This is a genomic window from Chromohalobacter moromii (genome assembly GCF_023091865.1).
GTDB lineage: Bacteria > Pseudomonadota > Gammaproteobacteria > Pseudomonadales > Halomonadaceae > Chromohalobacter > Chromohalobacter moromii.
Window position 1 is genome coordinate 1,222,685 of the sequence record NZ_JAHXDI010000001.1, and the last position, 25,470, is coordinate 1,248,154.

A 25,470-nucleotide genomic window follows, 5' to 3' on the forward strand; every position below is an offset into this window, starting at 1 on the left:
GTCTTGCGCCGAGCGCTTGTCATGACGGGTGGGCGGGTGTCAGCAGCGCCCGTGTCAGCATGCCGCCGACGAGGCCCCAGAACGCGGCGCCGACACCCAGTAGCGTCACCCCTGAGGCGGTGATGAGAAAGGTGACCAGCGCCGCGTCGCGGTGGGCCGCGTCGTGCAGGGCGTTATGCAGGCTACCGCCGATGGTGGTCAATAGCGCCAGCCCCGCGATGGCGAGAATCAAGGGGCCAGGCAGGGCGGCAAACAGCGTGCCGATAGAACCGCCGAAGAGCCCCGCCAGCAAGTAGAACGCCCCTGCGCAAGCGGCGGCCATGTAGCGCCGCTCGGGGTCGGGATGCGCCTCGGGTCCCATGCAGATGGCGGCGGTGATCGCCGCCAGGCAGATCGAGAAACCGCCCAATGGCGCCAATATTAGCGTCGCCAACCCCGTACAGGCGATCAACGGCGATACCGGTGGCGTATAGCCCGCCGCGCGCAAAGTCGCCACGCCCGGCGCGTTCTGGGACGCCATGCTGACCACGAATAGCGGAATACCCACGCCGATCAGTGATGACAGCGTAAAGCGTGGCGCGACCGGTTCGGGCATATCGATGGCCAACGTGACCTGCGTCGTGTCGATACCGCCTTGCAGTCCGGCGACAGCCAACCCCGCCAGCAGGACACCCAGTACCGCATAGCGGGGGCAATAGCGTCGCCCTAGTAGGTAAGCGATGAACATGGCACCCACCAAGGTGAGGTTATCCTCGAGGGAAGCGAAGCCCTCGAGCCCGAAACGTAGCAGCACCCCGCCCAGCATGGCAGCGGCAAGGGCATGCGGAATGCGTTCCATGAGCCGCGCGAATATCCCCGTTGCTCCACATATCACCATCAGCGCGCCCGAGAACAGGAACACGCCGATGGCCTCGGCGAGGGTGTAGTCGCCAAGGCTCGTTGCCAGTAGCGCTGCGCCGGGAGTCGACCAGGCAGTCAGCACCGGCACGCGATAATAAAGCGACAGCCCCAACGAAGTGACGCCCATGCCCAGCCCCAACGTGCTCAGCCAGCCGCCGATCTGCGCAGGGCTGGCGCCGGCGGCCTCGGCCGCCTGAAAGACGATCACCGCTGAACTGGCGTAGCTCACCAGCACGGCTACGAATCCCGCCACGATTGCCGAGACGGAAAAATCGCGTAGGAAAAAAGGCTGACCCATGGTGGCTCCTTGCCCAGGCAGTCGGATGATTTTGGCGTTTTGTGCGTTATAACGCACGATAGCAGCGCCGACGATGACGTACAATTAATCCGCAGTGCAGTCATTTCAGGGAAGGTCATTGGAGAGCAGGGATATGCAGGAACCGACACCGCACATCGCCGCGACACTCAAGACACTGCGCGCCGCGCAAGGTTGGAGCCTGGATCGGGCATCTCGCGCCACGGGCGTCAGCAAGGCGATGCTGGGGCAGATCGAACGTGGTGAGTCGAGTCCCACCGTGGCGACGTTATGGAAGATCTCGGGCGGGTTCCGAGTGTCGTTCTCGCTTTTCTTCGAACAGGCTTCGGTCGAGGGCGGCCCCCCGAACAACGCCGCCACGGCGGTATTGGAAGACGCTGCTGCCGGCATGACGGTGACACCGCTCTTCGCTTTCGATCCGGACCTGCGCTTCGAGATGTTCTTGATCGAGCTGGCACCGGGCGCGTGTAGCGAGTCATCGCCCCACGAGCGTGGCGTGGTCGAGCACGTCGTGGTACTCGAAGGCGTACTGGATTTGGGTCTCGATGGGACGTGGTATGCCTTCGGCGCTGGTGAGGCACGCCGTTTTGCCGCCGACCGCGAGCATGGCTATCGCAATCCTGGCGATCATGCGGTGCGCTTTCACGACATCATTCATTACCCGCAGGTTTAGCCTCGGGCCGGTATTTCTCCAGCAAAGCCCAGAGAATGGCGGCGCTGTGCGCATCCGGATAGCCGTCATGGCGCATGGGGCGAAAGTGCATCTGAAACGCGCGCAAGGTATCGCGTGTGAGCGCGTCGAAGCGGCCGGTGACATCCACGGGATAACCGTACGCCGCCAGCGCGCGCTGCCACTGGGTCAGCGAGGGCGGCGACGTCATGAAACGCCTCTGGTAGGCCATCACGCGCTCTGTCTCCGGCCAGGCGCCGATGCCGGCCCGATACAGGCGATACCAGGGAAAGCGTGGGCCGGGATCGATCTTGCGTCGCGGTGCGATATCCGCGTGTCCCACGACATCCACCGGGTCGATGTCGTGGCGTTCGATTATATCCCGCGCCAGGGCAATGAGCGTGTCGATCTGTGCCGCGGGATAGGGCGTCCAGGTACGTCCACGGGGCGTGTCGCGTGGCCCTCGGTTGACGATCTCGATGCCAATGGAGGTGTCATTGAGGTTCGAACGCGTTCCCCAGGCGCTAGCCCCGGCATGCCAGGCGCGTCGCGATTCATCGACTAGTTGATAAATTTTCGGCGTCGCTTCGCGCGTCACCAAATAGTGTGAGCTTACGCGCGGTCCTGTCAGGGTGCGGAGCGAACGCCGGGCATCGCTGTCGGTGTAGTGCAGCACCAAGTGGCGCACGCGGCTGCTCTGTGCACTGGACTGATAAGAATGATCGACTCGGTAGCCGTCTCGCGACTCGGTTATCGCTGTTCCGCCGCACGCCGTCAGCGCGAATAGGCAAATGACAATGAGGCAGGCCAGCAGAAGGCAAGGCGCGGGTAGCCGCCAGCGCGCTGGGTGCGAATGAAAGCATGGCGTCGGCATGGCGGCTTCTCCGGCGTTGACGTATTACAGTGCGGCATACCAGTGGGCGATCAATATGCCCAGGGTGAGCGTCAATGAGAAGCTCAGCATGGTGCCCAGCAAAACGTACTCGGTGAGCTTGCGGTCGCGATCCTCACGCAAATCGCCGAAACGCAATACCGATTTGGCGGCCAGTAAGAAGCCAATGGGCACGAGTTGATCGGCCAGCACGAAGGTTAGCACTAGAAACCGCTCGAGCATGCCGATCCGCGCGCCCGCATCGGCGAGCGTACCGCTGTTGTCCACGCCATGGCTCCAGCGCCGCATGATCAGGGCGATGAGAATCGAGAACGGCCGCATGACGATCAAATACGCCAAGGTCACCAGCAGAGTTCGAGGGTGCAATAGCCATGCGACGGCGTGGCCGAGCCAAGCGCCGTCACCGACCAGCCATGCCCAGATGATAACGAGCACGCTGACATGTAGGGCTTGGTCGACGACGAAGTAACGCACGTGCTCGGCTGGGGCGTGGCTCTTGAAGGCGTCGATGACGAGATGCGTGACGGCGATGAAAGCCGCCCCCAGCAAAGCGGTGGCAAAGGATTGAGAACTTATCAATACCAGCCAGGCCAATGCGCCATGCACGCCAGCATGCAAGTAAAGGGCTCGGGAACGCTGGCGACGCGCATTCTTGTCGCGAACCCAGGCAGCGCTCTGAAGTAGAAAGTCGCCGGCCAGGTGCGCGATCAGCAAAAGCAGTAGTGTGGTCAAGGGAGAACCGATCATCGTGGCGCCTCCATGATGGCGGCGATGCGCTGACCGACATGCGCTAGATACTCCTCGATCAGTGGCCAGCGTGCGGCGTGCAAGCGTTGATGAATCGTCGACTGCGCGCGCCCGAGGCGTTCTGCCAAGGCTTTCTGCGTTTCGGCATGCTGCAGTTGCCAGTACGTTACTTCGGCGGCGTTATGGGTCCAACCCTGGATGGTGGCATCAGCGAAACGCGTCAACAGAGCCAGGGTGTCATCAGGCGCGGGCAATGACAGCGCAAAGCGCGTATCGCCCTCGCTCAAGGCATCCAGAGCCTGGCCGGAGCGCACGTAGACCTCGCCATTGGCCGAGGCGAAACGTCCCGTTTCGGGTAAATGTCCCGGGCCGATGGCCACTGCGATGCGGGCGTCCCAGGTCTCGCGCCGAGAAGGGGAGTGCCGTATCAACGCGGCACGGGTCAGCACGGCAGCCGTCATGGCTTGCGCGGGTGAGCGCAAGGCGACTTGGAAGCCATCGCCACGGTAGCGATCCACGCATGCCCCGTATTGCGATGCTAAGAGCCCAAGCGCGCTTTCGAGCGCTTGATCGAGCCGCGTGTGATCATCGATACGGCGTGACCCGACGATGTCGCCGGTCAGTACGCTGAGTGGGATTTCATCCATATTTTATCGCCTTTTAATACGATATTTGGCAATAATAGTAGAATAATTATATAAGTCTAGCTAGTCGTAAAATGAATCGATTATTGAACTAAGCTAGAACGATATCCTGTATACTGTAATTATATACAGTATTTTGGGCATGCCAACCCCGCAAGGGGCCACCGTGTCGGTGGAGCGAGGTTGTAATCAGGGGGCTGCTATCCGGCGTGGGTCTCAAGCGCTTCGACGGGTGACGAGAGCATACGCGCCTGGGTGGTATTGCGGCCCTGGGCTTTGCAGGCATACAGGGCTTCATCGGCGCAGGCAATCATGTCGTCGATGTCTGCGCCGACGCCGGGAGGGCTCGTCACGACTCCCACGCTGACGGTCACGACGTTGGCGGTGGGCGAGTACTCATGCGGGATGCCCATGGCCTGGATCATGCCACGCATGGCATCGGCCAAGCGCCAGGCCTCTTGACTAGGGGTGTCGATGAGTAAGACGAGAAACTCCTCACCTCCCAAGCGAACGACGATATCCGTCTCACGACGGAAAGTATCGCGCAATACGCCAGAGATCTGCACCAGACACTCGTCGCCGGCTGGGTGACCGTAGTAGTCGTTATAAGGTTTGAAATGGTCGACGTCCATCATCAACACTGACACCGTACAGTCGAGACGCCGCGTCAGCGGTAGGGCGACATCGAGACGATTTTCCAGCATGCGGCGATTGCCCAGTTTCGTGAGCGGATCGATGAGCGATTGTTCCAGCAACTGGGCATTGTGTGCCTTGAGGTCCTCGACCAAGTGTTGAAACTGGCGTGCCAGCTCGCCGACTTCATCGCGGCGTTCGGTGAGGTAGGTCGTCATCATGAGGTGGGTATTGTCACCTTCATGCAGTCGACGCGCATGCTCCGCGAGCCGCCGCATGGGGTGTAAAAGGTCCCTTTCGATTCTCAGTAACACCCAGCCTGCTGTCAGTGATATCAGCAATAGCAGCGCGATGATCTGTATGGGCCAGGACCAGTGTGCCTCACCGACTCCCCAGCCGAGCAGGCCGCTGCCCATGAAGGCCAGCACACTCAGGCGCGCCCATCGCCCCTTGAAGATAAGTGGTTGTTTTCCCTGCATCGATATTATAGACATTAGTATCCATGCCGTTTTTTTATGAAGCGATTAGTCTAAACAGTCAGCTAATGTAAATAAAGTTATCTTATAAGTAAAATAAAATTAAATTTTGTGATTTGATGCAGATCATTTTAAACATGCGTTTGATGGAAGTGATATATCAAATGCAGTATTGAAGTTATGTTTTACTTTTAAAGTATCGGTTCAATCGCGTGGTAGAGAAGAAAGGCGAGGGTAGGCACGAGACAAGGCATGCGTGACATGCTCGGCCCGACGTGGCGTAGAGCATAGCGCATAACATAAAAAACCCCGCTCCTGGGGAGCGGGGCAAAAACGTCAGCTAGTCAAGAAGGCTCTTAGAAGTTGAAGCCGAAGTTGGTCTGCAGGCTGGTGTGCCAGTCGCCGTCGGTCGGCGAACCGAAGTAGCCGAGGGCGTTCTTGTTGGCAATGACACTGAACCAGGCGTAGTAAGGACCGGCGGTCACTTTCATGCCCAGGTCGTTGAGCATCGGATCGTCGACATTACCGAACCCACCAGGGTTAGAAGTGGTGCTTGGAGCGTAATCGCCTTCGGGGCTGACATAGCTAAAGTCGTTGTAGAAATAGAGGTTGTCGATGTCACCCCAGTCGACGTTCATGCTGTACGCCAGGCTGGCGGAGTACATCTGGCCTTCGGCGGGGATCAGGTAATTGAAGCCGAATGCGCCGATTTGCATGGCATTATCAGAGATACTGCTATTCGCCGGGTTCTCGGCATCGTATTCGTAGGCGGTGGCCTGCAACAGCGTATACCAGTTGCCGTAGCTGCCATTCAAGCCCACGGCGGCTTGCCAGTTGCTGCCACTGTCGTTGGTCTGGTTATTGTAGAGCTGACCGCCCTTAACCGAGAAGTTGATCTCGGTGGTGTAGTCGGTTCCCTGGCCGAAGGTGTAGGCGACACGGCCGGCAAGCTGATTCTCGGCGGTGTTGCCTTGAGCACTCTCACCGACCGGATTGGCACCGTAGTGCTCGTTGTCGTCACCCAACTGGTCGCTCTTGAAGAAGGCCAGCGAGGTGTCCCAGGCGCCCTGGCTGTGATCCCACTTGATACCGGCGTTCTGGTTGTCGTTGAAACCGGAGAGATACGGCAGGGTGCCGTACCAGCCGAGGTAACCGTAATCCATGTTGCCGAACGGCGTCTGGACCAGACCCACCTTGACGGTATCGTTTTCGCTGGCTTGGTAACCCATCCAGCCGCTCTTCAGGAACTGGTAGCCGTCGTAGAAGCGATAATCGAACCCGTAGAGGAAGTTGCCGTGCTCACCGTTGAGGGCGAGGACGAACTTGCCGAAGTTCATGTCACCGGCTTTGTCTTTATTGGCCTGGTCCCAGTCGTTGTAGCTCGCGTTGAGCTGGAGCGTACCGCTGATCTGCGAGTTCTGGATCGAGTCGATCAGTGAGCGGTTTTCTTCGGCAAGCTCACGCGTCTCTGAGGTAGCCTGGCCGCTGTCGGCGGTCGCGGTCGACTGCTGAGCATCGAGTTGCTGCTCCATGCGCTCGACTTGTGCGCGCAGAGCATCCAACTGACGCTGCATGGCTTCGGTGTCTTGTTGTGCCAATGCCGGTGCAGCAAAAGCCAGTGTGCCGGTAACGCCCATGGCGAGGCCGGCTGCCTTGAATGATAGTTGTGCCACTTTTTTCTCCGTTTCCTGCTTAGGGTCGTGAGTCGTCGGATGGGCTGGGTAGCCCTTTGCGAACTGACGCCAGGAAACCCTGAACCGCGTGCTTGAAATGAGCACACAACGCCATGCCATACACGAAGACGCGCCCCCTGAAAGCGAGGACGGTTCCCATGCTTCGCGAGCCATGCGTTGGAGATGATTCAGGCGTTCCCTTGATTGCCTTTATTTTCATTATGAGCAGTATCATACCTAAATCTTGCCGTTACATAAATAGGTGTTATGGAATGGCGGGGGAATCCCCGTGTGAGCGCTTATGAAGGGCGCCGGAGGGATCTCGCAATGGGGGGGCGAGGGCTAGTGAGATGACGCTGAGGGCCCAATTGACGATAATGTCCCACCAACGCCCGGTGAAAGGCAGGGCGAGTATGGTGAGGAAGTCAGTAGACAAAAGGGACAAGGAGAACGAGATGCGCCAAGTCTGGCTAATGGCGATTCTAGTAGGCGGTATCGGAGCAAGCGTGTCGGCGTGCAGTTACACACCCGCGCGTATCGACCCCGAGCCCGTTGTTGAAGTCGGTGATGGACACCATGACCACGATGAGCGACATGAGCATGGGCATGGCGGTGATTTCTGTCCGCCCGGGCAAGCCAAGAAAGGCAACTGCTGAAGCGCCATTAAAAGCGCCCGCGCGATCATTTCATGATGACCGTTCCCTGCATCATAAAGACGCCATGGCCGATCATCTCGGCCATGGCGTAATATTTAGCGCTCCTTTGGCGTCTTCCTGACGCACCGGCGCTTGCCGGTTCCCGTGAGCCTCCTCGCCCAGCATGCGTCCCTAACGCGCTTAACGACAGTGTCCTTTGTCTGACGAGCAATGATTCGGTGCTTCGCAAAACCATGCATCGTCACTGCTTGTTGTACGCAGGCTCTGTGACAAAGTCGCGTCACGGATATGACGTTTATATGGCTACTTGTCATGGCCGCGTGGACTTCCCCCAAAAAAGTGGACACGCGCCATCAGTGCAAATCCTCAAATTCCAGCGGCGTCCTGTAACCAAGGCTGCTGTGGAGCCGTTGGGTGTTATAAAAGCCTTCAATATAGCGATTTATATGTTTCCGTAATTGCCGCATCGTCACGAAACTGGTGGCGTGCAGCAATTCTCCCTTCAACGTCTTGAAGAAGGACTCAACCTCGGCGTTGTCCGTGCATTGGCCCGGGCGGTTCATGCTGTGACGTACCCGATGCTGTTTTAGCAATCGTTGCGTCTTTTGGGCCCGGTATTCGATACCTCGATCCGTGTGAAGCAATAATCCAGCAGCGGGACGCCGCAATTCGAAAGCCTCTCGCAGGGTCGCTCTGGAGAAATCCGCACTCAGTCTCTCACCCAATCGCCAGCTCAGCACTCGACGCGAGAACAGATCCAGCACCACCGCCAGGAAGACGTATTTCGAACCCAGCTTGATGTAGGTGACGTCGCTGCTCCACTGCTGATCGACAGCGTCCGGTGCGGAGGCTTCCAAACGGTGATTGGGCAGCGCTTTCAGCTCATGACGGCGCCTCGCCAAGCGCCGGTAGACACGGGAAACACGCGCCCTCATTCCCCATTGCTGCATCACCTTCGCAACCCGGTTTTCACCTACCGTGACGCCCTCACGGCGCAACGCTTGATAAACCCGTGGACTGCCATATCGTCCCCCGCTGTCATCGTAGATCTTGCGGATCTGGGACAACAGCACAGCCTGCTCGGACATTCGTTTGCTTGGCTTTCGGTTGACCCAGGCGTAGTAGCCGGAGCGTGAAATGCTCAGGTGCTGGCAAAGCGACTTTACGCTGTATCGTTGCCGGTGTTTCCAGACGAACCGGAACGCTTCCGTCGTTCCTCGGCCTGAAAACGTTGAAACTTTTTTAGGACATCGTTTTCCTCCTCAAGCTCCGCAATCCGGCGTTTGAGGCGGGTGAGTTCATCCTGCTCCCTGACCTTTTCCTTGGCCTCGGCAGGCGCTTTCTTGACCCGTTTCATGGCAAATTTTCCCTCTCGGTACTCCTTTCGCCAGCGTGACAGCATGAACGGGTGAATATCCAGCGCTTCCGCGACCCCTTGGACGCTTCGGTGAGCCTGATGGCTCCACTCGACCGCCTTCACCTTGAACTCAGTGCTGTAACGTTGCGTTTTCTTCCCCGTGATGATTGCGGGCATCGGTTTTCTCCTCCGTGGGAGTTATCGATGCGTGTCTACTAAACCGGGGGAAGTCCAGCGTCCGATAGCCGCTTCTGTTAGAATCCCGCACTTTTGATACAACACATTCCATTCAACACAACACACTCAATGGGAACACGGCAATGAATGCGGTTATTTTGGCCGTTCTGGTCATGGTGGGGCTCGCATTGGCGCGAGTATCGGTAGTGTTTGCGCTTATCGTGGGCGCTTTGGTGGGCGGTTTGGTCGGCGGTCTGGGGCTCGAGGATACGTTGGCCGCGTTCAACGATGGTGTGGGAGGCGGCGCCAAGGTCGCACTGGCCTACGCAACGCTGGGAGCGTTCGCAGTGGCGATTTCACGCTCAGGACTCCCCGACTTATTGGCTCAGCGGTTGATTCGTCTGCTCGGACACGAAGCGTCATATAAACGCCAATCGGCGGTGAAATACATCCTGCTCGTGGCGTTGCTATTGGTGGCGATTTCCTCGCAGAACCTGATTCCCGTGCATATTGCCTTCATTCCCATTCTGGTTCCGCCGCTGCTCAAGATAATGAATCCCCTGCGTCTGGATCGACGCATGGTGGCTTGCGTGCTGACCTTTGGCCTAACGGCGCCTTATATGCTGTTACCGGTCGGCTTCGGGGCGATATTCCTCAACGATATCTTGTTGGCCAACATCAACTCGGCGGGTGAGGCCGTGGGACTCGAAGTAACGCGTGGCATGGTGCCGCTAGCGATGGGCATTCCGGTCGCGGGTATGGCGTTGGGGCTCTTGGTGGCTGTGTTCTATTCTTATCGTAAGCCGCGTGATTATGAAGCGCGCGACGTCGTGACGAGTAACGTCCCGCATCATTCCAGTGAGGTTAGTCTCCATACTCGCGGACTGGTCATGGCCGTCGTGGCAATCGTCGCCGCCTTGTCGATTCAACTTTATAGCGGCTCGATGATCATGGGCGGGCTCGTTGGTTTTGCTCTATTGTCGCTGGGCGGTATCTTCAAGTGGCGTGAAGCCGATGATCTATTCACCAGTGGAATGCGCATGATGGCGCTGATTGGCTTTATTATGATCACGGCGGCGGGATTTGCCTCGGTCATGCAAGCCACGGGCGAAATCGACACGCTGGTCGAAAACGCCTTCGCCATTATCGGCGACAATCAAGGGCTCGCCGCGTTGATCATGCTATTAGTGGGCTTGTTCATCACGCTGGGGATCGGCTCGTCGTTTTCGACGATTCCTATCATCGCTGCGATCTACGTCCCGCTAGCCATGCAGTTCGGTTTCTCGCCCATGGCCACGGTGGCCCTGGTAGGCACTGCTGCTGCACTAGGCGATGCCGGTTCTCCGGCGTCCGATTCGACGCTTGGGCCGACCTCGGGGCTCAATGTGGACCGCCAACACGACCATATTTGGGACTCGGTCGTCCCTACCTTCATTCATTACAACATCCCGCTCATCGCCTTCGGATGGCTAGCGGCAATGTGGCTTTAAATGGGCATGCTGCTTAGCAGGTGTGACCTGATAATGTCGCTTTCGCTTGCTTGAAAGCGAAATAACGGAAAATTTGAAAGGCGAAGGTTGCGTTAGGTTAAATAAAAACGAAGACGGGACTTGGCAATAAGCGAATAAATGGCGATAATATGGACACATCCCAACTGCCTAGAGGTAAAGAATGTCTCTGTTAAGCGAGTACATGAAAAAAGAACAGCTGCTAAAGCAACTCAGCGAAGAGTTGCAGCAGTTGGAGCAGGACCAGCGCCTGACATCTGAGCTGGAGTTCAAGGAAAAGCTCGAAGCCTTGATGAAAGAGTACGACAAGAGCCCCGCTGCTGTTATCGAAATGCTCGACCCGCAGCCGGCTTCTCGCTCCGCCTCGGCGCCTCAGGCGAACACTGGCGGGCGCCGCAAGCGCAAGCTGAAGATCTACAAGAACCCCAACACCGGCGAAGTGGTGGAAACACGGGGCGGCAACCAGAAGACGCTCAAGGCGTGGAAAGATCAGCACGGCAACGAGACCGTCGAGTCTTGGTTGGTGCGCGTCGAGGACTAAGCATCCTTGAGTACAAGTGCTTTCCAGCGAACGTACGTTGAGTTCAGTACGTTGAATCCTGAGACACGTTGTTCGTAAGTAAAAGGCTGATGCGTGAGCATCAGCCTTTTTTATTTGCCATATTCTGGGCTAATGAAGCGTCAAAAGCGGCACGCCCAGTTCAAACCTCTCGAGCCGCGTATGCGGTGATGAGGTTTCCCTCCACGTCACCATGACCGGCTCGCCACTCAGCCATTCATCATGCGTCGGTAACCACTCATAAAGTAGGTAAGCGAGCGTGGCGACGATATTCTCCCTCCCCGTCACACTCATTTTGACCTGTCGTCTGGCAGGCAGGCGAACCTGCCGGAATCCCATCGCCGGGGGCGCCATGCAGTCGCCTTCGACCTTGAAGCCGAAGTCGATGCGAACCCTGCCCGCGGGAGTGATATTAGGATCATCGTGATATATCCAGGTGCGCGTGACCTCGCACCCTTTCAAGTGCTGCCGCCATCGTTGTGCGTAGTAGTTCCACAAGGAGGGTTGTTCCCTCATAGGCACATCGCCGTAATGACGCATCAAGAAACAGCGGGCTTCTTTTTGCATTTCGACTGTCAGCGTATCGGGAGCGCGCCTCGGAAAGGCATCGCGCAAGCGGTCTTGGAAGTGACGCCGATAGTCACTGGGCGATACGCCGAAGTAGCCATGGAAAGCGCGCGTGAAGATAGCATGGCTGCGATACCCACAACTGATGGCGATATCGAGCACCTGCATCGGCGTGCGACATAGTAGTAGGGCAGCACGCTCCAGACGCAGCGAGTCGCGGTAACGGCCGGGTGAGATGCCGAAGAAACGGTTGAAGTTACGCCGTATCTGCGCTTCCGAATACCCCAGGTAATTAGCAAGATCACGGATTGAAGGGCTATCGCCTGACCGTTCATGCAGCCATATCTCAGCGGCCCGCATGGCATTAAGGCTGGTTGGTAACGATGTCTCATGCGCTGCCATACATGGTTCCCCTTGGTTTTTTGAGCCTTTACTTGTAAGTCATCGCCTACGCAATCTGTAAATACCTAGAAGATGACTGAAATTGCAAAGCCTGAAAGGATTAGCTCTCTAATATGCAAAACAAATAAATGATAGTACGAAAACCATACGGGAAGGGGATGCATTTTAGAATATTTGTTTATGTAATCTATAATTAAGTTGGGCTATTGACTGTTTGTTAAGCCCGCCGTGATTTCCGGCTTTTTTATGCATTGAGCTTGGTGTGTGGAGTATTTTTTATACTTTTTATATTGAATATTGGTACAAAAACAGTGGCTTGAGATGCATTTCGAACCTCATGTATGAAGGCATGTGTAAAGTATAGTTCAGTGTTTTTTTGATATTTCATAGGTAAGGATCGTGATTTAGATACGGTTTTTATCTATCCAGGCAAGAGGTGGCTGTTGGTGAGGCGAGATAGGGATACGGCTTTCACCGGCCGCTACACGTAAAACCGTAGGCAGTAAAAGATAATTAATGGAGGTCGAAATGCTTGGGGAATTCAAGGTACCGGCAATGACCACGATCGTACTGGCACTAGCCCTGAGCGGCTGCAGTGGCAGTTCATCCGAGTCTCAACCCTTGGACGGTAGTGGAGGAAGCGGCCCCGACATGGGCGACAATAATGGGGGTAATAACGGCGGCAGTGACGGGAGTAACGGCGGCGGGAATAACGGTGGTGGAAACGGCGGTGACGGCGACGATGTTGCCGATAACGCCACTGCGACCGAACGAGTTGTGTCCGACGTAAGCGATTCCACGACGGGCGTTGGCGATACCGTCATCGGCGCGGGAGAGGCTATCTCGCAGTCAGATGTCGGCGGAGCGGGTTTCGTCACCGATGGCGCCGGCAATGCCGTCGTCGACGTGGGAGAGGGCGTCAATAGTCTGAGCACGGGGTTACGTGATGGCCTCGGCAATTTGAGCGAAAACGATAATGCGCTGGGTACCACGCTAGGCGGCGCGACATCGACGGTGGGAGAAGTCGGTGAGGCCGTGTCGTCTGCCAGTAGCATCGTCACCGGCTTGAACACCCTGCCGGTCGTCGGTCAGCTCGACGATAAAACCAATCTGGTTTCGGGCGTCGGCGACACGGTCAATCAACTGGGGGTTGCGGTGACCTCGACGGCAGATTCGCTGACATCTTCTTTGACGGCTGAAGATGGCCATTTGAGTGGGCTGACCACCGAGGTCACGGGCGTCGTACGGCCGTTGGTCACCAACCTCGAAGGCACAACGCAAACGCTCGGCGATGGGCTTGGTGTCGGTCAACCCGTTGACGGATTGCTGACCTCTGTCGGGGGCGTCGTCACTCAGCTAGGCGGCCGTGTCGGCGAGCGTTCCGAAGCATTAGGCGGCCTTGGTGGAACCCTTCAAGGCGTTGGCAATGCCGTGGCTGACCTGGGTGGCGTGGCCACCAATGGCGAAGGCAGCAACGGCGGTCTGCTCAGCGGCCTTACCGGCGGTGAAGGCGGCTTGCTCGGTGGCGTGACGGGCGGCAATACCGACGGTGAAGGTGGTGGACTACTCAGCGGCCTGACGGGGGGTGATGGCGGCTTGCTGGGCGGTGTGACCGGTGGCGGAGAAAACGCTAAAAGCCAAGGGCTAGTCGGTGGACTCGTCGGCGGTTTGACCAATACCACGGGTGGCCTGACCGGTGGCGGCTCGAGCAACGGCGACGACAGCCAAAGCAAAGGTCTCGTCGGCGGCTTGGTCGGCGGTGTGACCGACTCCGTCTCCGGCGTGACCGGGGGCTTGAGCGGCAGCACCGGGTCGGGGAATGGCAATACCGATCAAGCCCGCGAGCGCAAAGGCCTGCTTGGCAATCTGCTAGGCGGGGGCTTGTTGGGCAACCGTTAATTCTCGGCACTGTTCTCAGCACTCAAAGCAAACGTAGGCAAGGTGCCCCTCATGGCCTGCCATGAGGGGCACCCACGGTGCATCGCACCGAGACGAGAGTCGCCACCGACATCATAACGAGCGGCTCCGGACAAGAAATACCACAGGGAAGCCACAATATGCCGTCATTGTTGCGTCTTCGTCGTGACGAACGCCGTCGCCCGCTGCCTGAATCGCTACTGGGTTGCCTCGCCATCGCCTTGGTTGGCCACAGTGGCTCGCTCATGGCCGACGATGTCGTTCCGTCCTTCATCGATGAACGCTCGCCGACCGTCACGCGCGAGCAACAAGAGCAGCAAGAACGCCAGCGCACGCTGGACCTCAACGTACAACAACCCGCCTCGGCGCCGGGCGTATCGGAGAATGCCCGCGTCAATGTCCGGCATATCAATATCCGGGGCGGCTCGGTGTTCGAGCTCGACGAGTTAGCGGCGCCACTCGAGCCCTTGGTGGGCAAGACGGTCACCGTCGGCCAAATCGACCAAGCCGTGAAGCGCATCACCGCGCGCTATCAGAACGCCGGATATCCGATCTCCTATGCCTACCTGCCCGCAGACAACTTCGCCAACGGCAATGTTCAAGTCGTCGTGGTCGAAGGCTACATCGCTCGGGCCGAACTGGATATCGACAACGACGCCGTGGCCGCACGCGTCCAGCGCCTGATCGAGCGCATGGCCGAGGAGCGCCCCCTTCGGCGAGAGCGTTTCGAGCGTTACACCGCCTTGATCGAGCGTATTCCCGGCGCCAACCTCTCGGTCAACGTACCATTGCCGCGCACCGTCAATGGCGCCACCACCGTGCGCGTCGAGGCCCGCGATATAAAGCGTGTCGACGCCGGCCTTTCCGTCGATTACGACGACGAGGACGATACGCAAGCGTTGGCCAATATCGCCACCCAGGGCAATACGCGGTATGCCGAACGCCTCTCGCTGGCCGGCTTGCTACCCGTGGAAGGCGATGACGAATACCTCGCCGCTGAATACGGCCAGGCACTGGGTAGCGACGGCCTGCGGCTCAAGCTCTCGGCGACGCATTTCGACGGTGATGACGCCACCGACACTCAGTTACTCGGCGTGCCCATCGAAGCGCGGGAAAGCAAGGAGCGCCAACGCTATCGCGTGGGACTCGAATACCCCATCGAATTGTCCCGCACGAGATTATGGGAAGTCGGCGGCGCTTTCGAATACCTCGATGAAGAAACCCAATATCGCTACACCAGCGACAACGATGAACTGCTACGCGCCAATGAAACGCTGCGCTACGGCACCGCCGAGCTCAACACGCGTTATCGCCGGGTCAGCGACGGCCGTCTCTGGGAGATCAGCGGCGACGTGCGTCAGGGGCTCGAGGTCGGCGGCAGCAAGAACGAACTCAATATCGAGACGCTCGGCACCTCCCAAAGTGACGACGACCCGCTGCGTTACACGCGCCTGGGGCTACAGGGGCGTTGGGTAGAAGCGCTAGGCGAGCGTTGGCGTCTCACCACCCGCGCGGACGGCTTCTGGTCGGAAGACAGCCTGCCCGTGCCCGAACGCGGCAACTATGGCGGTATGCGCTTCGGGCGCGGTTATCCCGATGGCCAGGCCGAAGGGGATTACGGCTACGCCGGCGAGATAGAACTGCGCTTTCTACAAGCCGTGCCCTGGGGCTGGATCAGCCGGATCGAGCCCTACCTGGTCGTCGACGGCGCGCGCACGCGTTTTCACGACAACGACATCGAATACAACCTCGCCTCGGCGGCGTTCGGCCTCGAATTCACAGACAGCCGCTACTACCGGCTGGGCGTGGAATACGCGCGTCCCATCGCCGAGGAAGACCTGGATACCGATAACCGTGACGGACGCATCAACGCACGCGTCTCCTGGCAGTTCGATGGCGGCTGAAGCCGTCAAGGCAGAGGGAAGAAGTAAGAGGGAAGAAGGAAGGCATCACTTATCACCACACGCGGGGAAACATCATGCGTATCTCACTGATCGATAAGTTCACCAACCTCACGCAACGCATCGCGGCACGCAGTCACGCCGCTAAGCCACTCAATCAGGCGCGTTTCAAGCGACAGCAGGGCGCCACGGCGATCGAGTACGCGATTATTGCCGCAGTGATCGCGCTTGCTGTTCTGGCCGCCTCAAGTTCCATAGATATACAAGGTTTGTTTGAGAACTTTTTTACAGAGGTTAAGGACGCAATAGGCAGTGGTGGTTCAGGAGGTAGTGGGACACAAGACTAATAAATGGAGCGAGTTTTATGTCTCCCAAGACCCTCAAAATCGTCGCGGTACTGCTGGTGATTCTGGCTCTGGGGCTGGGCTTCACCGGTTGGCGCTTGACCCAGCAGGCCGCGCCGCCACCGGTCACCGAGTCCGCTGTCGAGTCGGCCACCGAGACGCCGGCGAGACAGCATCCGGCGGTGGTCGCAACGCGTGATTTGGTGGCGGGTACCGAACTGGGTGCCAACGATGTTGCGGACGCCGCCACGCAAGCGCCGATGCTGGCAGTGGTCGATTTCCCCAATGCCATGCCGCAAAGCTTCGCTGAGCGCGAGGCCCTGGAAGGGCGCGTGCTGACGCGCCCGGTCGAGGCCGGCGAGGTGATCCGCGAGGAGGATTTCGCCCTGGGTAGCGTGCTGGCCAGCCAGGTGCCGGCGGGATACCGCGCCCTGGCTATCGGCGTCGACGATGTCATCGGCGGTGGCGGCTTCATTGAACCCGGTGACCGGGTCGATGTGTTGTTTCAGGCCCAGGCCGCACAGTCCGGCGACCGACGTCAGACCTTGGCGCGTCGACTGCTCGGCGACGTGCTAGTGCTCGGTTATGGCCAGAATCTGCAAGGTGGAGCCGATGGCGATGACGAGAACGACAGCCGACGCGGGGCGCGTACCGCCGTGGTCGCCGTCGACGAATCGCAGGCCCCCAAGCTGTTGCTGGCAGAAAGCACCGGCCGACTGAGGCTGGCAGTGGTCGGCAGTCGCGAGCGCGTCGATGCCTTGATGGACAATCTCGTCACCGCGCCGGATGGCGGCGGCATGGTGGTGGGCCTGTCGCGGAGCACGCGCGAAAAACCGAGCGAGACGCCAAGCGTCAAGGACGACGAGCTAGCGCCCGCTGTCACCTATGCCGACATCGCCGCCGCCGACGCTGCTCAACAATCTACCACGCCGCGTCGCACGGACCAGGAGGCGAGCGGTCATCGCGTCGTGCAATTCGTTGGAGGCGAACGCCGAGTGATCGAAACACAGCGTTAGAAACGGCTTTGAAGCCATCGACACGATAACGACAAGCGCGGCCAGCCCAAAACGCTCAGTGCCGCGTTAATGCAGGGAAGAAGGAAATCACAATGTCCGAGACCGCAACCTCGTCTGTTGGGCGACGTTCAGTGTGCTGGCTACTGAGCGTTTTGATGCTGCTCTTGTCTTCTCCGGGCATCGCCCAGCAAGGCGAGCGCACGCTGCGACTGGATGTCGGTGGCCAACAACGTCTGACGTTCGACCGCCCCGTAGCGCGCACGTCTTTGGGGAGTGGCGATATCGTCAGCGCCCAGGTGTTGGATGCCCGCCAACTCATGGTCACCGGGCTAGCGGCGGGAACGACCTCGCTGAGCGTATGGCGCAACGGCCGTGACGAGCCGCGCGATTACCGCGTCACGGTGCGACCGCGCGGCGCGCGGGGTATGGAATCCGAGTACACCCTGGCCGATGGCACCGATACGCCGACCCTGTCGGGCGAGAGCAGATCCCTGGCGCGTCATGACCAAGCGCGTCGTCGGCTCGGCGATCAGAACGTGGTCGATACCACCCGACAACGCGGTCCGGTTCAGGTGCAGACCGATATCCGCGTGGTCGAGGTCAACCGTAGCAAGCTTCAATCCGCGGGTTTTTTCTTCGGCAAGAACAATGGCGGCAATACCTTGGCCGGCGTCGGCACTAGCGGCGCGCTGGGCGGTGCCGAGGCCATCGGCGACACCTTCAGCGATGGCTTTTCCTTCCTCACCGGCTCCGGTTTTCAGACCGGCAACGGCGGCTACAACATCGTGGCGGGCAGTGCCGACGACAGCATGCTCGGCGTGATCAGCGCCTTACGCAGCAACGGCTTCGCCTACACCCTCGCCGAACCCAGCCTGGTCACGCTCTCGGGGCAAAGCGCCTCGTTTCTTGCCGGCGGCGAATTTCCCTTCCCGATCAGCAACGACGATGGCGACGTTCGCATCGACTTCAAACAATTCGGCGTGAGGCTGCAACTGACGCCCACGGTGCTGAATAACGACAGCATCATGCTCAAGGTCGCGCCCGAGGTCAGCGAACTCGACTTCACGCAAGGCGTGCAAGCCAGCGGCGTCGCCGTGCCCGCGCTCAACGTGCGGCGCACCGACACCAGCGTGCAGCTCGGTGACGGCGAGAGCCTGATCATCAGCGGTCTGGTCAGCAACAGCACCATGCAGACCGTGGACAAGTTCCCCGGCCTTGGCGATCTGCCGATCATCGGGGCATTTTTCCGCTCCACGCGTTTCGAGACCGAGAACAAGGAGCTGGTGATGGTCGTCACGCCGCACCTCGTCTCGCCCATGGCGGCGGGTGCGCCGCGTCCGGACCTGCCTGGCGAGGCACTGCGACGCTACGACCCCTCGTATCTGGAACTGTTATTCGACCCGCAGGACGCCGAAAGCCTCGAGCGCCTGGGGAACGTCGGCTTCGGCGACTGAGGGGAGGAGCACACCATGGCACTGCCACGTTTTGGACAACGACACCTGCACGTCGTCGCCGACCCCGACGATCCGGCTTTCAAGTCGGAGCTGCATCGCAGCGTCATCGAGCGCTTCGAGGACGAAGGCATGGAGCTCGACGCCGAACCCAGCGTGCTGTTCACGCGCCTGGAGGATAGCGTGCGCGACTGGCTGGCCGAGCGCGGCGAGTTCATCCCCGACGACGCCATGCAAACGGTATTGCAATCGCTGTATCACGAAATGACCGGCTACGGCCCACTGCAGCCGCTGTTACGCGATGATGGCATCACCGATATCCTCATCAACGGGCCGCGCCACGTCTTCGCCGAACGCGAAGGCAAGCTCGAGCGCGTCTCCCAGCAGTTCCTCAACGATGCCCATGTGTTGCGCGTGGTGCGCCGTATGCTGGCGCCGCTGGGACGGCGGCTCGATGAGTCCAGCCCCATGGTGGATGCGCGTCTGGAAGATGGCTCGCGCGTCAACGCCATCATCCCGCCGCTGGCGCTGGACGGCCCCTGCGTTTCGATCCGCAAGTTTCGCCACGACGCCATGAGCGCACTGGCGCTGGTCGAGCGCGACGCCTTGCCCGCCGCGCTTCTTAGCGAGTTGGAGCAAGCCGTGGAACGGCGTCGCAACATCCTCATCAGTGGCGCTACCGGCTCGGGCAAGACCACCTTGCTCAACGCGCTGAGCCAATCGATCCCGACGCACGAGCGCGTCGTCACCATCGAAGACGCCGCCGAACTTCAATTGCGCAACAACCATATCGTGCGTCTCGAGACGCGTCCGGCCAATAGCGAGGGCGAAGGCGAGATCAGCGCCCGGCAATTGGTGCGCAACTCTCTACGCATGCGGCCCGACCGCGTGATTCTTGGCGAGAGTCGCGGCGATGAGGTCCTCGATGTGCTGCAGGCCATGAATACCGGCCACCTGGGCTCGATGAGCACGGTACACGCTAACGCCGCGTCGGATGCCCTGGTGCGCCTGCAGATGATGGTACGCCTGTCGGGTTTCCAAGGCTCGGACACCCTGATCAACCGTATCATCGCCACGGCGCTGGATCTGGTCGTGCATGTCACGCGTGACGTCAACGGCCATCGCCATGTGCTCGAAGTGCAGCGCGTGGTCGGGTTCGATAGCGACACTATCCAGCTCGAGACCCTTTATCACCGCCACGAAGCGCCCTGGACACAACTCGCCAGCGCGAGGGTACAAGCATGAACGTGTGGTGGTGGGTCGCGATGGTCTTGCTGCTGGCCGCCGCCGGGCTGATATGGACCAGTGCGCGGGCAGCGTCGATGCCGCGCGAGCCGGGCACACCGCGCCGCCAGCGGCGGCGCATCGCGCCCAGCGAGTCGCTACTCGATTGGTCGCTCGACTATCTCTTGCGTGCCGGCATTCAGCTTACGCCGCGCCGCCTGGTGATCACCGTCGCGCTGGTACTGGGCGTTCTCGCCGTGATGCTGGTGCTGCTCGACCAACGCTGGAGTTTGTACGTGCTGGCGGGCGTGCTGTTGGGCGGCAACCTGTTATTGCAATGGCGCGCCCGGCGGCTGCGCTCGCGTCTGCGGGCCCAGTTGCCGGGCTACCTCGAACAATTGCTGCGCGAACTCTCCGTCGGCGCCAGTCCGGAAAGCGCCTTCAAGCGTCAGATCGCGCGCAGCGCGCCGCCGCTTCGCAACATGCTCGAACGGGTCTGGGCGCGCCGTGAACTGGGTATGGAGCTGCACGAAGGCCTGGTACGAGAAAGCACGCTGCTCAAGCTCAACGAATTGGCGCTGTTGGCGACCGCATTGGAAGTCAACCAGCGCCATGGCGGCAGCCTGCGCGACATCCTGAGCAGTTTCGTCACGCTGTTGCGCCAGCAAGAGCGTGGACGCCGCGAGCTCAAGGCGCTCACGGGGGAAACACGCTTCACCGCCATGGTACTGGCCGTCATACCGGTGCTGATCGGCGGCTACATCTTGATCACCAATCCTGAATTTCTGAGCACCATGTGGCACAGCGCGGATGGTCGCGCGGCGCTATGGCTCGCACTGGGGCTCGAATTGAGCGGCTGCTTCGTGATGTGGCGAATGCTCAGGGCGATTTGAGGAGGGCGCATGCTAGCCGTGATGTTGTTAATCGCCAGTGGCGCGGCACTGATGATCGCCGCTGGCGTGTGCTGGGCCATGGCGCAGCGCAACCTGGAACGCCATCCCCCGCAAGCACCGGAAAGCTGGCGCCAGACCGAGTCGCTCTTGCTGCGCAGCGGTAGTGCATGGCGCGTGCATCGGCGCCGACATGCGCGCAGCGCCGAGTTAGCCATCGTTCTGCGCCAGGCGGGCTTCATCGGCTCGCGGGCCCAAGCACGCCTTTTGGGCGTACTCGGCACGCTGGCGGCCTGTGCCTGCTTGGTCGGCATCGCATGGGGCTGGGAACAGGGCCGGGGCATTGGGGGGAGCCTGTTGTTGGGCATTGCCGCGAGCGCGCTGACCGGCGTGCTGTGCTGGGCGTGGATCAAGAATTGTCGCCGCCGGCGGACCCGCACCCTGGACGAAGAAGTCGCCTTGGTGCTGCAGGTCACGCGAATGCTGTGGGAGGCCGGCATGACGCTGGAAAGCGTACTGCAAGGCCTGATTAACAACCTGCAAGGCACTGCACCGGAAAGCGTGCGCGAACTGCGCAGCGTGACCCACAAGATAGAAGCCGGCCAAGTCCGTGAAGACGCGCTGGAAGAAGTCGCCGACGTCCAGGCCAGCGAGGGGCTGGGCGACCTGCTCAAGTTGTTGGCGCAAGTCTCGTCCAGTGGGGGCGGCGCGCGGGAATCGCTGCGCACGCTGAGCGATTTGTTGCGCGACCGACGTCGTACGCGCCTGCAAGAAGCCGTCACTCGGCTCTCGGGCAAGATGTCGCTGGTCATGATGGTGTTTCTGTTTCCGGCCCTGCTGATCGTCCTGGCCGGGCCCGCGGTACTCAATCTCGCCGGTGCGCTGGCGACTCTGGGAGGTTAAGGATGTCGCATGCAATGTCGTCTGGAGGATGGCAGGCCCTCGTGGGCATCGCCTGCCTGGTTGCGCTGGGCGGATGCGCCAGCTCGTCGACGCCGAATACCGCCTGGACTCAGCCCCAAGGTGCACAGAGCGCGTCGAGTCGCTTGGCAGCGCCCCAGCAGGACGAGGGCGATACCCGGCGTGGCGCCTGCGGCGAGGAAATGACGGCCACCACCGGCATGCAGATCTCGCTGATTCGCCAGATGCTCAACGATGACAAGCCGCGTGCCGCGCTGGCGCATCTCGACGACCTGTCGCTGGATGCAAATCGCGGCTCGTTGGCCGAGCCGCGACTGTTGCGAGGCGAGGCGCTGCGTAAGACAGGCAAGCGCGATAGGGCCGACGAGGTCTACGCCACGCTCACCGAAACCTGCCTGGCCGCGGATGCCTGGCGTGGCATCGCACGCAACCAGGCCGCGCGGGGAGAGCTCGAGACCGCATTGAACTCCATGCAGCGTGCGCGTGAGGCGCGTCCCATCGACGCCGCCATTCGCAATGACCTGGGCTATCTGCATCTGCTGGAAGGCCAGCCGCGACAGGCGGAAGACGAATTCCTCACCGCCCTGGAACTGAGCCCCGGCTATTCGCGTGCCGCGCGCAATCTCGTCATGGCGCTCTATGCCCAGAACAACGACCGGCAGGCGGAAGGCATCGCCCAACGCTACGGAATCGATCAGGAGGACATGGCGTTGTTGCGCCAGACCCGCCTGGCGACGGCTGAACGAACGGCTACCACCTCAAGCGGCGTGTCCAGTGTCTCGGCCTCCGCACCGAGCGGTGCGGGCACGGCGGCGATTACGCATACCCCCACCGAGAGGCCAACCGCCCCCGGCACGCTCGAGATCATCCGGCAATAACGACGCAGCTCTAGGCCATGTCGACTGACAGGAGACTTACATGTCCATCACCCCATTGATGACCCCAGATTCACGAGGCCGCGGTCAGGGCAAGCGTCTCGGCCGTCTCGCCATGGGCGCGCTCGGCGGTTTGGCACTGGTCGTTCTGGCCAGCGGTGAAAACGCCCACGCGCAGCAAGATACCCGGCAGTTGGAAACGAAGCGCGTGCACAACGATCTCTCGGGGCATCCCGGTCAGGCGACGCAACGCTTGCTGGAATGGCAGCGCAGCGGGCGCGCCGCCTCGTCCCATCGCCAGGAACTCGCGGGCCCAGTGCAATCGGCCATTTGGCAGCGCTACGTGGAAAGCTTCACGCACGAGATCCCCGAGCGCTACATCGACAGCGACGACTTCGGGAACGAATAAGCATGCCGCGCCGCGCATTGTCCGCCTCGCCTGGCGCCCAACGCGGCGCCATCGGCCTGCTCGCCATGGGCGTGCTGGGGCTGGTGATCCTGTGTCTGGTACTGGCGCTGGATGTCGGCCGGCTTTATTACGAAAAAGCCAAGCTTCAGAAGCAAGCCGACACCGCCGCCATGGAGGCGGCAGCGGCGCTGATGCGCACGCAGGACATGAGCCAACTTAGCGAGGTCGCCAACGACAATCTGGCGCGTGGCGCTGGCGTCGAGGACGGCACCCTCGCGCTGGAGCGCGGTACGGTCGAGGTGAAAGATGGGATCAACGTCTTCACCGCCAGTGATGAGGCGAGCAGCGATGCCGTCAGGGTGACGGTGAGCGAGACGGTGCCGACTAGCTTGGTCGCCAATATCGAACGGCTGTTCTCCGAATCGGATATCGAGGACACCAGCACGCTCAGTGCTTCGGCCGTGGCACGTCGCACGCCCGTCGCCGCCATCGCGTTGGGCACGCAGCTATTGTCCGTCGACGGTAATAAGGCCTTGCTCGCGCCCGTGCTTTCTGCGCTGGGAGCGGACCTGAACTTCGATCTGGTGGGCTACGACGGCCTGGCGCAAACCCAGGTGACCCTGCTGGAACTGGCGCGCGCGTTACCGGGCGTCGACGTCGACCTCACCGCCGCCGGCCTGGATGAGCTGCTGGCAACGGACGCCTCGGTCAGCGAGTTGGCGGAGGCCAGCCTCAATATCCTGCGCGGCGCGGGCAACGACGAAGCCCTCGTGGGCCTGCAACCCGCCAATGGCGCCATCGGACTGGGCGAGGTGATCACCGCGCTGGAAAATTTCACCGGTGGGCTCTCCGGCAATGCGCTGAACGTGCCCGTGCAGCTCGGCGACCTGCTGGCGATAGACCTCGAACCCCCCCAGCGGGAGAGCGCCTTGTTCGCCGGTGTGGGGCTCGGCAACTTGCTCAGCGGCGCATTGCTGGCAGCGAACCAGCAAAGCGGCATTCATATCGACAACCTAGATGCCAACATCGGCGAGTTGGCTGCATTGACCCTTGATCTCAATATTATCGAGCCGCCGCAAATCGCCGTGGGCCCGGTGGGGTGCCGAGGCGAACAACGCTCACCATGTGAGGAATGGCGCACCGAAGCGAAGACGGCGCAGTTGGAGCTAACACTTGATACAGCGATCGACGTGATCGGACTGGTGAAGCTGGATGTAGATTTGTTCCTCGATGCTGCCTCGGCGCGGGGTGGTATCGAATCCGTCGAGCCCCTAGGCGATCAGCAATACGACGTGGACGTCGGCGCGCGCTCGGCGCTGGTGCAAGGCACAATCGATGCCGAATTGAGTCTATTGCCAGCGTTCGACGGCTTATTATCCCTGAGACTCGAGAACAGCGAAGACAACAAGAAAACTCAAGCTGTCCCGACTGTCCCGGCTAACGAAGCGGAACATGGCCGCACTCTGAAATGGCCTTCGCACACGACGCTGCGCTTTGACGAGGACCTCACTAGTCTCTCCGGACAATTGAGCACGTTGCTGGCGGGATCGGAGATCCAATTATCTCTGCTTGACGACGGAGATGAGGAGTGCAGCGGCTTGGGCTGCCTCTTGGGTGGTATCGAAGATGTGTTATCCCCCGTGACCGATATCGTCAACGAGTTGCTCGATACCACGCTGAACTCCGTAGTCGACTTGGAACTAGCTCTCGCGACAAGGCTCGACGAGATCCTCGATAACGTGCTGGCGCCCCTTATCGATCCACTTCTGAATGCTCTGGGACTGAGCTTCAACGGCGTGGATGTCGAAGTGCTCGGTGTCGGGTACGGCAAAGTCGAACTGATCCGTGTGGGAGACCCCGATGCCTAATGAAGCGCTGAATAAAGCGAACCGATTCAAGTACACGCCGCGCAGTCGCCAAGAAGGCGTTGCCGCCATCGAATTCGCCATCGTCTTTCCGGTGTTCTTTCTCGTGCTCTATGCCTTGATCGGCTACGCCTTCGTGTTTCTGATTCAAAGCGGCTTGCAGAACCTGGCAAGCGAAACAGCCCGTCAGGTCGCGACCATCAGTACCATCCAGGTGGAAGAAGACAACGACGAGAGAGAGGAGCTTCTGGAATCACGCGTGTCGAGCCTGATCGAAGACTCATGGTTATCGCGCTTCGATGTGGGATTACTCGAAAGCGAGCAGTGTCCCTCGGCGCCCACCCCGACATCCACGCGGGTAGTGGTGTGCATGGGAGCCGTGTATCCATTGCCAATCTTGAACCTGTTCGGTCTGCATGTCCCCGGCACTCCTGAGGTGCTGACGACCCATGCCAGTATCTTTCTCGACTAGGTGTTATC

At 60.2% G+C, this 25,470-nt stretch carries 24 protein-coding genes and 1 pseudogene; 16 read left to right on the top strand and 9 right to left on the bottom strand.

Annotation, left to right across the window (positions count from 1 at the left end; genetic code table 11):
• Nucleotides 1-19: 19 nt before the first annotated feature.
• Nucleotides 20-1,198 (bottom strand): benzoate/H(+) symporter BenE family transporter, encoded by a 1,179-nt coding sequence (locus tag KZO83_RS05450; protein WP_247620017.1) that lies wholly within the window; start codon nt 1,196-1,198, stop codon nt 20-22.
• A gap of 133 nt (nt 1,199-1,331) precedes the next feature.
• Between KZO83_RS05450 and KZO83_RS05455 the strand changes: the two genes are divergently transcribed.
• Nucleotides 1,332-1,889 carry a helix-turn-helix domain-containing protein gene (locus KZO83_RS05455; protein ID WP_247620018.1) on the top strand — a complete coding sequence of 186 codons (558 nt, stop codon included), beginning with the start codon at nt 1,332-1,334 and terminating at the stop codon, nt 1,887-1,889.
• Here the strand turns inward: KZO83_RS05455 and KZO83_RS05460 are convergent.
• The 5 genes from KZO83_RS05460 to KZO83_RS05480 all read right to left on the bottom strand — a co-directional run bounded on the left by KZO83_RS05460 (nt 1,867) and on the right by KZO83_RS05480 (nt 6,951).
• Nucleotides 1,867-2,760, bottom strand: coding sequence for an N-acetylmuramoyl-L-alanine amidase (locus KZO83_RS05460; protein ID WP_247620019.1), 894 nt, complete (start codon nt 2,758-2,760; stop codon nt 1,867-1,869). The two genes, KZO83_RS05455 and KZO83_RS05460, sit on opposite strands and share 23 nt — an antisense overlap.
• Nucleotides 2,761-2,784: 24 nt before the next feature.
• Nucleotides 2,785-3,525, bottom strand: a complete 741-nt coding sequence (locus tag KZO83_RS05465) for a DUF3307 domain-containing protein (RefSeq protein ID WP_247620020.1) — start codon at nt 3,523-3,525, stop codon at nt 2,785-2,787.
• Nucleotides 3,522-4,172, bottom strand: a complete 651-nt coding sequence (locus KZO83_RS05470) for a nucleotidyl cyclase domain-containing protein (RefSeq protein ID WP_247620021.1) — start codon at nt 4,170-4,172, stop codon at nt 3,522-3,524. The genes KZO83_RS05465 and KZO83_RS05470 overlap by 4 nt, the downstream gene beginning before the upstream one ends.
• Nucleotides 4,173-4,369: 197 nt before the next feature.
• The gene (locus KZO83_RS05475) at nt 4,370-5,296 is read right to left on the bottom strand and encodes a GGDEF domain-containing protein (RefSeq protein ID WP_247620022.1); all 927 of its coding nucleotides are present in this window, start codon (nt 5,294-5,296) and stop codon (nt 4,370-4,372) included.
• Between the two features lie 338 nt (nt 5,297-5,634).
• Entirely contained in the window at nt 5,635-6,951 is a 1,317-nt protein-coding gene (locus KZO83_RS05480) for a hypothetical protein (protein ID WP_247620023.1), read from the bottom strand.
• A gap of 455 nt (nt 6,952-7,406) precedes the next feature.
• Between KZO83_RS05480 and KZO83_RS05485 the strand changes: the two genes are divergently transcribed.
• Complete coding sequence (locus tag KZO83_RS05485) at nt 7,407-7,607, top strand: hypothetical protein (protein WP_098060090.1); 201 nt, start codon at nt 7,407-7,409, stop codon at nt 7,605-7,607.
• A gap of 353 nt (nt 7,608-7,960) precedes the next feature.
• Here KZO83_RS05485 and KZO83_RS05490 read toward each other — a convergent pair.
• Both KZO83_RS05490 and KZO83_RS05495 read right to left on the bottom strand, forming a co-directional pair.
• Nucleotides 7,961-8,791 (bottom strand): annotated as a pseudogene (locus tag KZO83_RS05490) (IS3 family transposase); the annotation flags it as partial.
• Nucleotides 8,770-9,141, bottom strand: a complete 372-nt coding sequence (locus tag KZO83_RS05495) for a transposase (protein ID WP_247619869.1) — start codon at nt 9,139-9,141, stop codon at nt 8,770-8,772. The pseudogene KZO83_RS05490 and the gene KZO83_RS05495, both read right to left, overlap by 22 nt.
• Nucleotides 9,142-9,284: 143 nt before the next feature.
• Here KZO83_RS05495 and KZO83_RS05500 point away from each other — a divergent pair, with 143 nt between their 5' ends.
• Nucleotides 9,285-10,631 (top strand): Na+/H+ antiporter family protein, encoded by a 1,347-nt coding sequence (locus tag KZO83_RS05500; RefSeq protein WP_247620024.1) that lies wholly within the window; start codon nt 9,285-9,287, stop codon nt 10,629-10,631.
• 181 nt (nt 10,632-10,812) lie between these two features.
• Nucleotides 10,813-11,190 (top strand): histone-like nucleoid-structuring protein, MvaT/MvaU family, encoded by a 378-nt coding sequence (locus tag KZO83_RS05505; protein WP_247620025.1) that lies wholly within the window; start codon nt 10,813-10,815, stop codon nt 11,188-11,190.
• A 129-nt stretch (nt 11,191-11,319) separates the two neighbouring features.
• Here KZO83_RS05505 and KZO83_RS05510 read toward each other — a convergent pair whose 3' ends face one another.
• Nucleotides 11,320-12,177: an AraC family transcriptional regulator gene (locus KZO83_RS05510; RefSeq protein WP_247620026.1), complete on the bottom strand. Its 858-nt coding sequence runs from the start codon at nt 12,175-12,177 to the stop codon at nt 11,320-11,322.
• A gap of 555 nt (nt 12,178-12,732) precedes the next feature.
• Here KZO83_RS05510 and KZO83_RS05515 point away from each other — a divergent pair.
• From KZO83_RS05515 to KZO83_RS05575, 12 genes are all read left to right on the top strand, one after another.
• On the top strand, nt 12,733-14,076 hold the full coding sequence (locus KZO83_RS05515) for a collagen-like triple helix repeat-containing protein (protein ID WP_247620027.1): 1,344 nt from the start codon (nt 12,733-12,735) through the stop codon (nt 14,074-14,076).
• A gap of 158 nt (nt 14,077-14,234) precedes the next feature.
• Nucleotides 14,235-15,998 carry a ShlB/FhaC/HecB family hemolysin secretion/activation protein gene (locus KZO83_RS05520; protein WP_247620028.1) on the top strand — a complete coding sequence of 588 codons (1,764 nt, stop codon included), beginning with the start codon at nt 14,235-14,237 and terminating at the stop codon, nt 15,996-15,998.
• 74 nt (nt 15,999-16,072) lie between these two features.
• On the top strand, nt 16,073-16,342 hold the full coding sequence (locus tag KZO83_RS05525) for a Flp family type IVb pilin (protein WP_247620029.1): 270 nt from the start codon (nt 16,073-16,075) through the stop codon (nt 16,340-16,342).
• 17 nt (nt 16,343-16,359) lie between these two features.
• Nucleotides 16,360-17,355 carry a Flp pilus assembly protein CpaB gene (cpaB, locus tag KZO83_RS05530; RefSeq protein ID WP_247620030.1) on the top strand — a complete coding sequence of 332 codons (996 nt, stop codon included), beginning with the start codon at nt 16,360-16,362 and terminating at the stop codon, nt 17,353-17,355.
• Nucleotides 17,356-17,447: 92 nt separating this feature from the next.
• A complete protein-coding gene (locus KZO83_RS16335; protein ID WP_272493579.1) occupies nt 17,448-18,809 on the top strand; it encodes a type II and III secretion system protein family protein in 1,362 nt (453 codons plus the stop codon).
• A 15-nt stretch (nt 18,810-18,824) separates the two neighbouring features.
• Nucleotides 18,825-20,051 (top strand): TadA family conjugal transfer-associated ATPase, encoded by a 1,227-nt coding sequence (locus KZO83_RS05545; RefSeq protein WP_247620031.1) that lies wholly within the window; start codon nt 18,825-18,827, stop codon nt 20,049-20,051.
• On the top strand, nt 20,048-20,923 hold the full coding sequence (locus tag KZO83_RS05550) for a type II secretion system F family protein (RefSeq protein WP_247620032.1): 876 nt from the start codon (nt 20,048-20,050) through the stop codon (nt 20,921-20,923). Before KZO83_RS05545 ends, KZO83_RS05550 begins: the two co-directional genes overlap by 4 nt.
• A 9-nt stretch (nt 20,924-20,932) precedes the next feature.
• On the top strand, nt 20,933-21,823 hold the full coding sequence (locus KZO83_RS05555; RefSeq protein WP_247620033.1) for a type II secretion system F family protein: 891 nt from the start codon (nt 20,933-20,935) through the stop codon (nt 21,821-21,823).
• Between the two features lie 14 nt (nt 21,824-21,837).
• Nucleotides 21,838-22,719 (top strand): tetratricopeptide repeat protein, encoded by an 882-nt coding sequence (locus KZO83_RS05560; RefSeq protein ID WP_247620034.1) that lies wholly within the window; start codon nt 21,838-21,840, stop codon nt 22,717-22,719.
• Between the two features lie 40 nt (nt 22,720-22,759).
• The gene (locus KZO83_RS05565) at nt 22,760-23,125 is read left to right on the top strand and encodes a DUF3613 domain-containing protein (RefSeq protein ID WP_247620035.1); all 366 of its coding nucleotides are present in this window, start codon (nt 22,760-22,762) and stop codon (nt 23,123-23,125) included.
• Nucleotides 23,126-23,127: 2 nt separating this feature from the next.
• Nucleotides 23,128-24,993, top strand: coding sequence for a TadG family pilus assembly protein (locus tag KZO83_RS05570; protein ID WP_247620036.1), 1,866 nt, complete (start codon nt 23,128-23,130; stop codon nt 24,991-24,993).
• The gene (locus tag KZO83_RS05575; RefSeq protein ID WP_247620037.1) at nt 24,986-25,462 is read left to right on the top strand and encodes a TadE/TadG family type IV pilus assembly protein; all 477 of its coding nucleotides are present in this window, start codon (nt 24,986-24,988) and stop codon (nt 25,460-25,462) included. The genes KZO83_RS05570 and KZO83_RS05575 overlap by 8 nt, the downstream gene beginning before the upstream one ends.
• Nucleotides 25,463-25,470 lie beyond the last annotated feature (8 nt).